Source organism: Corynebacterium appendicis CIP 107643, from assembly GCF_030408415.1.
Taxonomy (GTDB): domain Bacteria; phylum Actinomycetota; class Actinomycetes; order Mycobacteriales; family Mycobacteriaceae; genus Corynebacterium; species Corynebacterium appendicis.
Window position 1 is genome coordinate 1,454,098 of record NZ_CP046976.1, and the last position, 13,147, is coordinate 1,467,244.

Consider the following 13,147-nt stretch of genomic DNA (forward strand, 5'->3'; position numbering starts at 1 on the left):
CGCTTACTCGTCGTCCTCATCCTCGCTGACCGGCACGAGCGAGATCTTGCCGCGGTTGTCGATGTCGGCGATCTCCACCTCGATCTTGTCGCCGACGTTGACCACGTCTTCGACATTCTCGATGCGCTTGTTGCCGCCGAGCTTGGAGATGTGGATCAGGCCGTCGCGGCCCGGGGTGAGCGAGACGAATGCACCGAAGGCGACCGTCTTGACCACGGTGCCCAGATAGCGCTCCCCGACCTTCGGCTGCTGCGGGTTGGCGATCGAGTTGATCTGCTCGATCGCGGCGTCGGCAGCCTCGCCGGTGGCGGCGGCAACGTAGATGGTGCCGTCGTCCTCGATGGAGATGTCTGCGCCGGTGTCCTCGGTGATCTGGTTGATGGTCTTGCCCTTCGGGCCGATGACCTCGCCGATCTTGGAGACCGGGACGTGGACGGTGGTGATCTTCGGCGCCAGCGAGCTCATCTCGTCCGGGCCCTCGATGATCTCTGCCATCGTGTCCAGGATCGCCTCGCGGGCATCCTTCGCCTGGTTGAGTGCATTAGCCAGGACGTCAGACGGGATGCCGTCGAGCTTGGTGTCCAGCTGCAGTGCGGTGATGAACTCGGAGGTGCCGGCGACCTTGAAGTCCATGTCGCCGAAGGCGTCCTCGGCACCCAGGATGTCGGTCAACGCGACGTACTTCGTCTCGCCGTCGACCTCACCGGAGACGAGACCCATGGCGATGCCGGCGACCGGAGCCGCCAGCGGCACACCGGCGTTGTACAGCGACAGCGTGGACGCACAAACAGAGCCCATGGAGGTCGAACCGTTCGAGCCGAGAGCCTCAGAGACCTGGCGGATCGTGTAGGGGAAGTCCTCCTTGGACGGGATCACCGGCACGAGAGCGCGCTCGGCGAGCGCACCGTGGCCGATCTCGCGGCGTTTCGGGGAGCCGACGCGGCCGGTCTCACCGGTGGAGTACGGCGGGAAATTGTAGTGGTGGATGTAATGCTTGGACGTCTCCGGGTGGAGCGAATCCAGCTGCTGCTCCATCTTCAGCATGTCCAGGGTGGTCACACCGAGGATCTGGGTCTCGCCGCGCTCGAACAGGGCGGAGCCGTGGGCGCGCGGAACCAGTTCGACCTCGACACCAAGGTCGCGGATGTCGGTGACCCCGCGGCCGTCGATACGGAAGCCCTCGGTGAGGATCTTGTTGCGCACGATCTGCTTCATCACCGCGTTGTAGGCGGCGCGGATCTGCTTGGATGCGTCCTCGTCGTCCTCAACCGGCAGCGAGTCGAGCAGGTCTGCCTCGATCTCCTCCATGTAGGCGTTGGTGGCATCGTCGCGCTCGGCCTTGCCCGGAATAGTGAGCAGCTTGGACAGCTTCTTGGAGGCCTTCTTCTCCACGGCGTCGAAGATCTCCTCGCTGTAAGACGGGAAGAGCGGGAACTCCTCGGTTTCCTTCGCGGTGCGCTCAGCCAGACCGCGCTGCGCCTCGCACAGGGTCTTGATGAATGGCTTGGCGGCTTCGAGGCCTTCTGCCACGGTGGCCTCAGTCGGGGCCGGGGCGCCGTCCTCGACGAGCTTGACCACGTTGGCGCCGGCGCCTGCCTCGACCATCATGATCGCGACGTCTTCGACCTTCTTGCGGCCCTTCTTCTTTTCCACGATGCGGCCGGCGACGACCATTTCGAAGACGGCCTGCTCGTGCTGCTCGTGGTTCGGGAACGCGACCCACTGGCCGTCCGGGTGGTCCTCGTCGGCGATGAGCGCCATGCGCACGCCGCCGACAGCGCCGGAGACCGGCAGGCCGGACAGCTGCGTCGCGGCGGACGCGCCGTTGATGGCCACGACGTCGTAGTACTCCTCCGGATCCCAGCTCATCACGGTGATGACGACCTGGACCTCGTTGCGCAGGCCCTTGACGAAGGTCGGGCGCAGCGGGCGGTCGATCAGGCGGCACGCCAGGATCGCCTCGGTAGACGGGCGACCCTCGCGGCGGAAGAACGAGCCCGGGATCTTGCCCGCGGCGTACATGCGCTCTTCCACGTCGACGGTGAGCGGGAAGAAGTCGAAGCCCTCACGCGGCTGGTTGGATGCGGTGGTGGTGGCCAGCAGCATCGTCTCGTCGTCGAGGTAGGTGGTCACCGAACCGCCGGCCTGGCGGGCGAGCTGGCCGGTCTCGAACCGGACGGTGCGCTCGCCGAAATCGCCGTTGTCCAGAATGGCGACTGCATCGGTGATGCCGTAGTCCTCGTCCACATTGAATTCGACGGAATTGTCCGGGGTGTGCGTCTGGTGCTTGCTCAAAAGATCCCTTTCTGGGCTTCTCGTCTCTCCGGCGATCATCGGTGCCGCCGCGTGTCGGTTTCTTACGTACAACAACCAGGCATGTTACCAGCAGACATAGAAAAATGCCCAGTTCATCCACAAAGGACGAACCGGGCGGAAAGGCGCTTCACCCGCGCGGCGCGGCAAGCGCGACGTCGATAAGCGGTTAGCGCTTAGCGGCGCAGACCCAGGCGGGCGATGAGCTCACGGTAGCGCTCAACGTTGTTCTCGCGCAGGTACTTCAGCAGACCGCGACGGCGACCGACGAGAAGCAGCAGACCACGACGGGAGTGGTGGTCATGCTTGTGGTCCTTGAGGTGCTCGGTCAGGTTGTTGATGCGCTCGGTGAGCAGTGCGACCTGAGCCTCCGGGGAGCCGGTGTCGGTCTCGTGCAGGCCGTACTCCTTGAGGACCTCAGTCTTCTTCTCAGTGGACAAAGCCATTATTTTTCTCCTTGGTTATTTCAGTTCGCATTCTGCGGATCTTCCCTGTTCAAGGAAGCGGCGCGGCGACTGCTGCGAACCACAGTCAAAGCCACACTGCACTGAGCACAGCGCGGTGCCGTTACCGAGAAAGACTAGCGCACGGTCGCGCACAACCGTTAATCGCGTCTACCTCGCTTCCGCCGCTAGGTCGGTCAAACGCCGCATGAATTCTGCGAGGAAGCGTTGCTTATCGACGCCCACTGCCACCTTCGCCGTCTTCTCCTCCTCGTTGAGGCGGGTCTCGTCGCCGATGGTGCGGCCACGGGTCTCACCTTCCGTGTCCACCTTGAGATTGATCGCGATGGTGTCGACGAGGCTCGGGTCGATGGCTACGCCGACGGCCAGCGGGTCGTGCAGGCCGCAGCCGCCGAGGTGCGGCGCCGTGGTCTTATAGGCGTCGATGTAGTAGTTCGTGGCTGCCGCGAGGAAATCGCCGCCCGGGGTGCCGAGTGCCTCCCACTTCGCGGTCTCGTCGACGGTGAGCAGCGTCTGCAGCGTCACATCCAGACCGATCATGGTGATGTCCTTCAGGCGGCGGAAGATCGCGTCGGTGGCCTCCGGGTCCTGGTTGACATTGGCCTCGGCCCACGGGGAGACATTGCCCGGGACGGTGAGCGCGCCGCCCATCATGACGATGTGGGCCTTGTCCGCGAAGGTGTCGCTCACTTTGGCGGCCGCGGCGATCGTGGTGGACGGGCCGGTGGGCACGATGACGAGCTCGTCGCCGTACTGCTCGACAGACTCGACGAGGAAGTCGACGGCCGATTTCGTCTCCACGACGCGCTGCGGTGTCGGCAGCTCCGCCTCGCCGACACCGTTCTTGCCGTGAATGAACTCAGAGATCTCCAGCACCTCGAAGGAGTCTTTCGCACTGGCGTGGCCCGGGCCCGCGAAGACGGGAATGTCGGTGCGGCCGAACAGCTCGAGAATGGCCAGGGTGTTGCGCACGCCGGTCTCAACAAGCACATTGCCGTAAGTGCCGGTCACGCCGATGAGGTCGACTTCTTCCGAGCCGAGGGCGTAGGCGAGTGCGAGGGCATCGTCGATGCCGGTGTCCAGATCCAGAATCATTTTGCGGGTCATGGCACACCACACTAGCCCTTAACACGCCGCGAGCTTGAAGAAGGTGCGGGCGGGCTAGGACAGGATCTCGCGCACCCGGGAAACGTCGCGGGCCATGTTCTCCAGCAGCTCGTCGACGGAGTCGAATTTGACCATGTCGCGCACCTTCGCGATGAACTCCACGCGCGCCGTGCGGCCGTAGAGGTCGGCGTCGCGGTCGAGCACGAAGGACTCGATACTGCGGCGGTGATCACCGAAGGTGGGATTCGTGCCCACGGAGACCGCCGCGCGGTAACGGATGCCGGGCTCCATGTCACCTTCGATCGGGTTGCCGTCCGGCAGCACGGTGAACCAGCCGGCGTAGACTCCGTCGGCGGGAACGGCCTCGGTGTCGGAGGCGTACTGGTTCGCGGTCGGGTACCCGAGCTCGCGGCCGCCGCGCCCGGCGCCGCGCTCGACCTCGGCGGTCACGGAGAATTCGCGGCCAAGGAATTCAGAGGCCTGCGCCACGTCCCCGCCGCGCAGGGCATCGCGGATGGCCGTGGAGCAGATGCGCTCGGTGCCGTCGAAAAGCAGTGAAACAACGTCGACATTGACCCCGTATTTCTCCCCGAGAGCCAGCATCGTCTGTGCCGTGCCCAGGCCACCGGCTCCGAAGGTGAAGTTCTCCCCCACCACGACACGGGAGGCGTGGAGTGTGTCCACAATGACGCCGCGGAAATAGTCCTCCGGGCTCTCCCCCGCCAATTCTCTGGTGAAGTCGATGACCAGCAGGTGGTCGACATCGAGTTCTTCGATGAGGCGGGCGCGCTCCTCCAGCGGCAGCAGCGTGTCGGGGGCGTGATCCGGCGCGAAGATCGTCACCGGGTGCGGGTCGAAGGTCATCACGACGCACTCCACGCCCGCCTCGTGGGCGAGCTTCACCGCGCGCCGGATGAGTTTCTGGTGGCCGCGGTGTACGCCGTCGAAGACACCGATGGTCACCACGGGGTCGCGCATGTCGGCGGGAACCTGGCCGAGCCCAGACAAAATATCCACGCCGGAAAGCGTAGTGCATAGGGTGGTGAGTATGAACGTGGGCCAAACTGCAGATCCGCTTTCCACCTCGGGCGTGGTTGTCGTCGATAAGCCTGCTGGCGTGACCAGCCATGATGTCGTGGCGAGGCTGCGGCGCTTCTTCGGAACCCGCAAGGTGGGGCACGCGGGCACGCTCGATCCGATGGCCACAGGCGTGCTCGTGGCCGGTATTGAGCGCGGCACAAAGCTGCTCGCGCACCTCGTCGCCGATGAGAAGGTCTATTCCACGACGATCCGCCTCGGCGCGGCGACGAGCACCGACGATGCGGAAGGCGACGCGCTCCGCGAATCGGACGCGTCGCAGGTGAGCGACGCCGAGATCATGGAGCAGGTCCGCGCGCTGACGGGCGACATCATGCAGGTGCCGTCGAAGGTGTCGGCGATCAAGATCGGCGGCAAGCGGGCGCACGAGCTCGTCCGCGAGGGCAAGGAGGTCGAGATTCCGCCGCGGCCCGTCACGATTGTCAGCTTCGACGTCTCCGGGATCCGCCGGGAGGGCACGTTCGTCGACATCGACGCGCGCGTGCACTGTTCGTCGGGCACCTACATCCGCTCGCTCGCGCGCGACATGGGCGACGCGCTCGGCGTCGGCGGGCACCTCACGGCGCTGCGCCGCGAGGCGTCCGGCCCGTTCACGCTCGAGCACGCGCGCACGCTCGATGAGCTCGAGGATCACGTCGCGCTTTCGCTCACCCTCGACGAGGCTCTCACTACCGCGTGGCCCGTGCTCGAGGTCACCGCCGACGAGTACGCCGCGCTCGCGATGGGCAAATGGCTCGAACCCCGCGGGCTGAAAGGCGTCCACGCCGCCGTCGGTCCGGACGGCAGGGCCGTCGCGCTCGTCAAAGAAAAGGGCAACCGCTTATCGACGACCTTCGTCGCCCGCCCCTCGACTTTGTAACCGCCCCTTTCGGCGCTGCGCCGCCCGGACGAACGCGGCCGCGCAGACATACCCGCTGCGCACCATCCACCTGCCTTCGATGAACGGAACCGGCGTCGGCCGGACGAGAAGGTACGAGATGAAGGTGCCGTCGGGCCGGAGCTCGATCTCGGCGTCTTCGAAGCCCAGCCACCGCAGCGTCATCGGGAACCAGGCCTTGTAGGTGGCCTCCTTCGCGCAGAACAGCAGGCGGTCGGCCCAGTCGTTGCCCGCTGTCTTCTGCAGGTCGACCCAGTGGCGCTCCGGCGACCGTGCGATCTGGTCGAGCACGCCCTCCGGGAGCGGCTCGGCGGGTTCGGCATCGATCCCCGCCGACCGCAGCGCGTCCGTCGGCGCGGCGACAGCGATGCGCAGCCCGTCGGTGTGGGTCAACGAACCGGTGTAGCCCTCCGGCCACAGCGGCATGCCCTTCTCCCCCTTCAGGATCGCGCTGGCGGAATCCACGCCGAGCTCCCGCAGTGCCTGGTGCGCGCACCAGCGGGCGTCGCCGAATTCGCCCTTGCGGTTGTCCACTGCACGGCTGACCACGACGCGCTCTTCGGGGTGGAGATGGTTGTAATTCGTCAGGTCCCCGTTCGCGTCGGTCCGCAGGAACACCACGCGGGCGGGAGCCGGAAACAGCTTTTCGACGATCACCGCTCCACCTCCATCACCGCGTACGGCCACGCCGGTGGATTTTTCCTGCGCTTCCACTCGTCCGGATACCCCAGCGAGACTTCCACGTGGTCCACCCCGTCGATGGTGTGCACACCGGGCATGTGCAGGTGCCCGTAGATGACTGCCCTAGCGTTGTAGCGCGTCGCCCAGCCGCGGGTGTGCCGGGTGCCGCACCACAGGGCGGCTTCGCGCCACCACATCTTGTCCGTCGGCTCCTGGATCAGGGGCCAATGGTTGATGAGGATCGTGGGCCCGTCGATGCGCGAGAGCCGCCGCGTCGAATAGGCCAGGCGGTCCCAGCACCACGCGCGGATGTCCGCGAACGGGGCGATGGCCACCTCGTCGGTGAACATGATCTCGTTCTTTTTCGCGGCGGCGAGCGCCTCCTCCACCGTGGTGGTGGGCGGCCGGAACGAGTAGTCGTAGAGCGTGAACAACGGCACGACTGTCACGCCGCCGAAGACCGGATACGGGTCCTCCGGCGTGATCACCCCGAGCCCGCGCAGCCGGTTGACCAAATCCGTGTACTTCTCCCGGCCCCTGTACCGGTCGGTGCCGCGGGCGAAGAGCTCGTGGTTGCCGGGCACCCAGATCACGGTGTCGAATCGCTGCACCAGCGTGGCCATGACTTTGACCACCAACTCAGTGCGCTCGGCGACATCGCCCGCGACGATCAGCCAGTCGGACGGGTCCGCCGGGGTGATGTCGTCGACGCGCGGGCGGTTGACCTTCACGGCTGCGTGAAGGTCCGAAACGGCCCACAGTGTCGACGTTGTCGAAGTCATGGTCTTCTTTCTAGTCCTCCGGCGCATCGATTGTGGCCCAACGCATCGAGTAGAAGCGCCACACATCACCCACCAGGCGCAGCACCACCATGGCGGTGAGGCCGCACCAGATGCCTGCAAGCCCCGTCTCCGCCCAGTACGCGATCGCGATTCCCGGCAGGAAGCCGAGCAGCACCGAGACGAGTGTGAGCGTGCGCAGAAAGGCCGCGTCGCCCGCGCCCAACAGCACGCCGTCGAGCGCGAACAGAACGCCTCCGGCGGCGATCATGGCGATCAGCAGCCACCACGGCACCGCCATCGCGTCGAGCACCGCCTCGTCGGTGGTGAACAGCCGGCGGATGAACGGGCCGCCGACAGCGAAGATGCCAGCCAGGCTGAGCGCGAACCACAGCGACAGGCGGGTGGCCTTCTCGCCGACGGCGCGGGCGTCGTCGATACGCCCCGTGCCCAACGCCGAGCCGGTGAGCGTCTGCGCTGCGATGGCCAACGAGTCGAGCACGAGCGTGAGGAAATTCCACAGCTGCAGCATCACCTGGTGCGCCGCCAGTGCCGCCACACTCACCCGGCCCGCTACCGCCGCCGCAGAGATGAACGCCACCTGGAACGACAGGGAGCGCAGGATCAGGTCGCGGCCGAGCACCAGCTGGCGCGCAATGACCTTGCCCTGCGGCGCCCACGATCCTTTATGCACGTGAATCAACGCCCCGAGGAAGCCTGCAGCGGTGAGCCCCATGCCGATGACATTGGCCACCGCCGAGCCCACCAGGCCGTATTTAGCCACCAAGAACGGCAGCGCCACCGCGCCCGGGATGAGCCCGCACAGGGTGAGGTAAAACGGCAGCTTCGTGTTCTGGATCCCGCGTAACCAGCCGTTTCCGGCCATGATGATCAGCGTCAGCGGAATAGCCAATGCCGCCACGCGCATCCAGCTCACCGACATCTCGGCCGTCGCCGGGTCGTTGGTGAGGAAGAGCGCGATCGGGTGCGCGAAGATCCACACCAGCGATGCGAGCAGCACACCCACGCCGATGGCGACCCATGTCGCCTGGACGCCCTCCGCAATCGCGCGTTCGGTCTTTCCTGCTCCGTAGAAGCGGGACGACCGGGCGGTCGTGCCGTAGGACAGGAAGGTCAGCTGCGTCGTCACCGTCGACTGCACCGTGGCGCCCGCCGCGAGCGCCGCCAGCTCGCCCGCGCCGAGGCGGCCGATGACTGCGGTGTCCAACAACAGGTACAGCGGGTTCGCCGCGAGCACGCCGAGTGCCGGCAGCGCCAGCGCCAAAACGCGGCGCAGCGTCACCGTGGTGTCGACGGGTGCCTGGGAAGTCTTGTCGGTTTCCGTCACAGTGTCGCGGCCATTTCCTCGACGGTGCGGCGCAGCGCGGCGATCCCGTCGTCGACCGGCCCCGCCACCGAATAGCCGGCGGCGGGGATGTGTCCGCCGCCGCCGTGCGCGGCGGCGACCTCGGCGACATTGACCACGGTCGAGCGCAGCGACACCGACCAGTAGCCCGGGTGGATCTCCTTGAACACCACACCGATATCGCTGCCCGTCAGCGCGCGGGAGTACTCGATGATGGACTCCACGGCGGTCTGGTTCATGCCGGACAGGTGGCTGTCGTCGATGCGCAGGACAGACATGGTCAGGTTCCCGGCAGCGAGCGTCGTCATGCCCGCCATGACCTCGCCCATGAGTTTCAGGTCCTCTGCGGAGACCGCGTCCATCAGGTCCATGCCCGCTGAACGCGGCTCCACGCCGTTGTCGAGCAGCTCGGCGGCCAGACGGTGCATGCGCGGAGTTCCCCAGCGGAAACTGCCGGTGTCGGTGACCAGGCCCGCGTACAGGCAGTACGCGATCTCCGGGCTCAGCTCGACACCCAGGTAGTGCATGAGCTCGCGGATGATCACCGTCGTCGACTCGGACGGCAGCACGAGGTTCATGCCGCCGAAGCCCGGGTTGGATGCGTGGTGGTCAATCACGATCAGGCGCTCGGACGCCGCCGCGATTGCCGGGGCGAGCCGCCCGGTACGGTCGAGCGAGGCGCAGTCCGTGGTGACCACGAGGCCGTCGTCCGGCAGCTCGTCGCCGAGAATGACATCCTCGACCCCCGGAATGGTGGCCAGGTTCTCCGGCCACGGGGCGCGCTGCCCGATCCGCACGTCGACAGTGACCCCGAGGGTTCGCAGAGCGAGCGCCAGCGCGGAGGCTGACCCCACCGCATCAGCGTCGGGGCGGATGTGCGTGACCACGTGCACGGCATCGGCGGCCTTCAGGCGCTCCGCCACCGCCGTGAAATCGCCCTCGCCGGGGGCGAAGAGATACCCCATCTACTCGTCCCTCGTCTTGTACGGGTCAGCCTCGCCTGCCGGCTTCGCGTTCTTCTTCAGCTCCGCCAGCTCCTCGTCGCGGGCGCGGGCGCGCGCGAGCAGCTCTTCCATGCGTGCCGACACCTCCGGCACGGTATCCAGCTCAAAGCTCAGCGTCGGAGTGAACCGGACGCCCAGCTCGTCGCCCATGATCTTGCGGAGCTGGCCGCGGGCGCGGTGCAGCGCCTCGGCGGCCTGGTCCAGGTCGGGCTCGTCGTCGATATCTGCGCCGCGGACCGTGTAGTACACAGTCGCATCGTGCAGGTCACCGGTGACGCGGGTATCCGTGACAGTGACCAGTTCCAAACGGCGGTCCTTGATCTGGCGCTCGATTGCGCTGGCCACGATTGTCTGAATCCGCTTGGCCAAGCGCTGCGCGCGGGTGTTGTCAGCCACAGTGATTCCCCTTCCTGCTCTTCAAAATCAGCTTCCCTAGTGTAGCGCCCCTCACCAACGCCCACGCCCCGCGGGCGGTGAGCCAGCGGGGCGTGGGCGGGTCGGAGCCGTCGATAAGCGGTCTGTGCGTTAGGTGCGCGGAACCTCGACCATCTCGTAGACCTGGATCTCGTCGTCGACCTGGATGTCCGGGTAGGACAGCACCATGCCGCACTCGTACCCCTTGTCCACCTCGGTGACGTCGTCCTTCTCGCGGCGCAGCGAATCGATCGTCGCGTCCGGCTTGATGACGTTGCCGTCGCGCACCAGGCGGACCTTCGCCCCGCGCTTGACCTTGCCGGAGGTGACCATGCAGCCCGCGATGAGGCCCACAGAGGATGCCTTGAAGATCTGGCGGATCTCCGCGGAACCGAGGTCGCGCTCCTCGTAGATGGGCTTGAGCATGCCCTTGAGCGCAGCTTCCATGTCCTCGATGACCTGGTAGATCACCGAGTAGTAGCGGATCTCCACGCCTTCCTCGTTGGCTTCCTCCGTGGCCTTGCCCTCGGAGCGGACGTTGAAGGCAATGATCACCGCATCCGAGGCCGCAGCCAGCGACACGTTGGTCTGGGTCACAGCACCGACACCGCGGTCGATGATGTTGACCTGCACCTCGTCGTCCACCTCGATCTTGAGCAGCGCTTCCTCGAGGGCCTCCACCGAACCGGCGTTGTCGCCCTTGAGGATGAGGTTGAGCGTGCTGGTCTCCTTGAGCGCCTGGTCCAGGTTCTCCAGAGAGACACGCTTCTTCTTCCGCGCCTGCATCGCGGCGCGCTGACGAGCGTCACGCTGCGCGGCGATCTGGCGTGCCACGCGGTCGTCCTCGACCACGAGCAGGTTGTCGCCGGGGCCCGGGACACCGTTGAGGCCCTGGACCTGTACCGGCGTGGACGGGCCGGCCTCGTCGACGTCGTTGCCCCACTCGTCGATCATGCGGCGCACGCGGCCGAAGTTGCCGCCCACGACGATGGAATCGCCGACGCGGAGCGTGCCACGCTGGACGATGACCGTGGAGACCGGGCCGCGGCCGCGGTCCAGGTGGGACTCGATGGCCAGACCCTGCGCGTCCATGTCCGGGTTCGCCGTCAGCTCAAGCGCGGCGTCCGCGGTGAGCAGGACAGCCTCGAGCAGGTCGTCGATGCCCGTGCCCTGCTTGGCGGAGATGTCGATGAACATCGTGTCACCGCCGTACTCCTCCGGCACGAGGTCGTACTCGGTGAGCTGGCCGCGGATCTTGTCCGGCTGAGCCTCCGGCTTATCCACCTTGTTCACGGCGACCACGATCGGCAGCTCCGCCGCCTTGGCGTGGTTGATCGCCTCGACGGTCTGCGGCATGACGCCGTCGTCGGCCGCCACAACGAGGATGGCCAAGTCCGTGGACTTCGCGCCGCGGGCACGCATGGCGGTGAACGCCTCGTGGCCCGGAGTATCCAGGAACGTGATCTTGCGCGGCTCGTCTTCCAGGGTGACCTCGGTCTGGTACGCGCCGATGCCCTGGGTGATGCCGCCAGCCTCGCCGCGGCCGACATTCGCGTTGCGGATCGAGTCCAGCAGTCGGGTCTTACCGTGATCGACGTGGCCCATGACGGACACCACCGGCGGGCGCTGCTCGAGGGCTTCTTCGCCGCCCTCGTCCTCGCCGAACTGCAGGTCGAAGGATTCGAGCAGCTCGCGGTCCTCGTCCTCGGGCGAGACGATCCGCACCTCGTAGTTGATCTCGGCACCCAGCAGCTGCAGCGTCTCCTCGGAGACAGACTGCGTTGCCGTCACCATCTCGCCCAGGTTGAACAAAGCCTGGACGAGGTTCGATGCCTCGGTGCCGATCTTCTCGGCGAGGTCTGACAGGGTCGCACCCTGGCGCAGACGCACGGTCTTTCCACCGCCGTCCGGCAGACGCACACCGCCGACGACGTTCGGTGCGTGCATCTCCTCGTACTCGTGGCGCTTCTGACGCTTCGACTTACGTCCCTTGCCAGGTGCGCCGCCCGGACGTCCGAATGCGCCGGCGGTGCCGCCACGGCGTCCACCGCGACCGCGGAAACCGCCGCCGCCCATCGGGCCGCGGCCGCGACCACCAGGTCCGCCCGGGCCACCGTGTCCGCGTCCGCCACCGCGTCGGCTGGCAGCGCGCGACGGCATCTGCGCCGGATTCGGGTGGTTCGCCATATCCGCGGGGCTCGGTGCACCGGAACGGGAACCGCCGCCGGAACGGCCACCCTGGCCGCCCGGACGCGGGGCCTGGTCGCCGCGGCGCTTCTGCTGGCCGCCGGCACCGCCGCGGCCGCCGCCGGGACGCGGCTGCGGGCGCGGACCACCCTGGTTCGAGGAGAACGGGTTGTTCGCCACGCGCGGGCGACCGCCCGGCTTGGGCATCGGACGCGGCATTGGCGCGGAACCGCCTTCAGCACCGGGCTTCGGACCCGGCTTCGCTGCGGGCTTGGGTCCCGGTGCGGCCGGCTTCGGTGCCGGCTTTGCGGCAGCGCCCGGTTTCGGCGCGGCACCCGGCTTGGGAGCTGCCTTGCCTACAGCGCCCGGTTTCGGAGCGGCGCCAGGCTTCGGCGCATCCTTCGACGCGGCACCCGGCTTCGGGGCGGCACCCGGCTTTGGCGCAGCCTTAGCCTCGCCAGCCTTGCTGTCCGCGCTCTTCTTGGCGGCCGGCTTCGCAGCAGCCGACGGCTTAGCGGCCGGCTTCTTCGCTCCGGTCTTCTTTGCCCCGGCAGCCGGCTTCTTCGCAGCAGCCTTATCGTCCTTGGCGCCGTCGCTGGCACCGCGCTCTTCGTAGAGCGCCTTCATCTTTTTCACCACCGGCGGTTCGATGGTGGACGATGCGGTTTTGACGAACTCGCCTTCCTCTTTCAGGGTGGCGAGCAATTCCTTACTTGTTACGCCGAGCTGTTTTGCCAGTTCGTGAACGCGTAGCTTTCCGGACACGTATCTCCTCTTGGTTGAGCTAGAGGCGACTGTCCGCGGCTACGCGACAGGCCTCTAGACGATGGTCATGACGTTCATCGCTGATGCTTCAT

At 66.8% G+C, this 13,147-nt stretch carries 11 protein-coding genes; 1 reads left to right on the plus strand and 10 read right to left on the minus strand.

Annotated features, from left to right (window positions below; translation table 11 throughout):
- Positions 1 to 3 precede the first annotated feature (3 nt).
- The 4 genes from CAPP_RS07150 to CAPP_RS07165 form a co-directional block, all read right to left on the minus strand.
- A complete protein-coding gene (locus CAPP_RS07150; RefSeq protein WP_076598825.1) occupies positions 4 to 2,295 on the minus strand; it encodes a polyribonucleotide nucleotidyltransferase in 2,292 nt (763 codons plus the stop codon).
- 194 nt (positions 2,296 to 2,489) lie between these two features.
- Positions 2,490 to 2,759 carry a 30S ribosomal protein S15 gene (gene rpsO / locus CAPP_RS07155; RefSeq protein ID WP_076598824.1) on the minus strand — a complete coding sequence of 90 codons (270 nt, stop codon included), beginning with the start codon at positions 2,757 to 2,759 and terminating at the stop codon, positions 2,490 to 2,492.
- Positions 2,760 to 2,927: 168 nt separating this feature from the next.
- Positions 2,928 to 3,884 carry a nucleoside hydrolase gene (locus CAPP_RS07160; RefSeq protein WP_076598823.1) on the minus strand — a complete coding sequence of 319 codons (957 nt, stop codon included), beginning with the start codon at positions 3,882 to 3,884 and terminating at the stop codon, positions 2,928 to 2,930.
- Between the two features lie 54 nt (positions 3,885 to 3,938).
- Positions 3,939 to 4,901, minus strand: coding sequence for a bifunctional riboflavin kinase/FAD synthetase (locus tag CAPP_RS07165; RefSeq protein ID WP_076598822.1), 963 nt, complete (start codon positions 4,899 to 4,901; stop codon positions 3,939 to 3,941).
- Positions 4,902 to 4,932: 31 nt separating this feature from the next.
- Between CAPP_RS07165 and truB the strand changes: the two genes are divergently transcribed.
- Positions 4,933 to 5,841: a tRNA pseudouridine(55) synthase TruB gene (gene truB, locus CAPP_RS07170; protein WP_076598821.1), complete on the plus strand. Its 909-nt coding sequence runs from the start codon at positions 4,933 to 4,935 to the stop codon at positions 5,839 to 5,841.
- On the opposite strand, the gene CAPP_RS07175 is transcribed toward truB, so the two are convergent.
- The 6 genes from CAPP_RS07175 to infB form a co-directional block, all read right to left on the minus strand.
- Positions 5,803 to 6,516 carry a 4'-phosphopantetheinyl transferase family protein gene (locus CAPP_RS07175; RefSeq protein ID WP_076598820.1) on the minus strand — a complete coding sequence of 238 codons (714 nt, stop codon included), beginning with the start codon at positions 6,514 to 6,516 and terminating at the stop codon, positions 5,803 to 5,805. The genes truB and CAPP_RS07175 overlap by 39 nt on opposite strands.
- The gene (locus tag CAPP_RS07180; RefSeq protein WP_076598819.1) at positions 6,513 to 7,322 is read right to left on the minus strand and encodes a metallophosphoesterase family protein; all 810 of its coding nucleotides are present in this window, start codon (positions 7,320 to 7,322) and stop codon (positions 6,513 to 6,515) included. Before CAPP_RS07180 ends, CAPP_RS07175 begins: the two co-directional genes overlap by 4 nt.
- Before the next feature lie 10 nt (positions 7,323 to 7,332).
- The gene (locus CAPP_RS07185) at positions 7,333 to 8,667 is read right to left on the minus strand and encodes an MATE family efflux transporter (RefSeq protein WP_076598818.1); all 1,335 of its coding nucleotides are present in this window, start codon (positions 8,665 to 8,667) and stop codon (positions 7,333 to 7,335) included.
- The gene (locus CAPP_RS07190) at positions 8,664 to 9,650 is read right to left on the minus strand and encodes a DHH family phosphoesterase (protein ID WP_076598817.1); all 987 of its coding nucleotides are present in this window, start codon (positions 9,648 to 9,650) and stop codon (positions 8,664 to 8,666) included. Before CAPP_RS07190 ends, CAPP_RS07185 begins: the two co-directional genes overlap by 4 nt.
- Positions 9,651 to 10,085, minus strand: a complete 435-nt coding sequence (rbfA, locus tag CAPP_RS07195) for a 30S ribosome-binding factor RbfA (RefSeq protein WP_076598816.1) — start codon at positions 10,083 to 10,085, stop codon at positions 9,651 to 9,653.
- A 129-nt stretch (positions 10,086 to 10,214) separates the two neighbouring features.
- Positions 10,215 to 13,055: a translation initiation factor IF-2 gene (gene infB, locus CAPP_RS07200; RefSeq protein WP_076598815.1), complete on the minus strand. Its 2,841-nt coding sequence runs from the start codon at positions 13,053 to 13,055 to the stop codon at positions 10,215 to 10,217.
- Between the last annotated feature and the right edge of the window lie 92 nt (positions 13,056 to 13,147).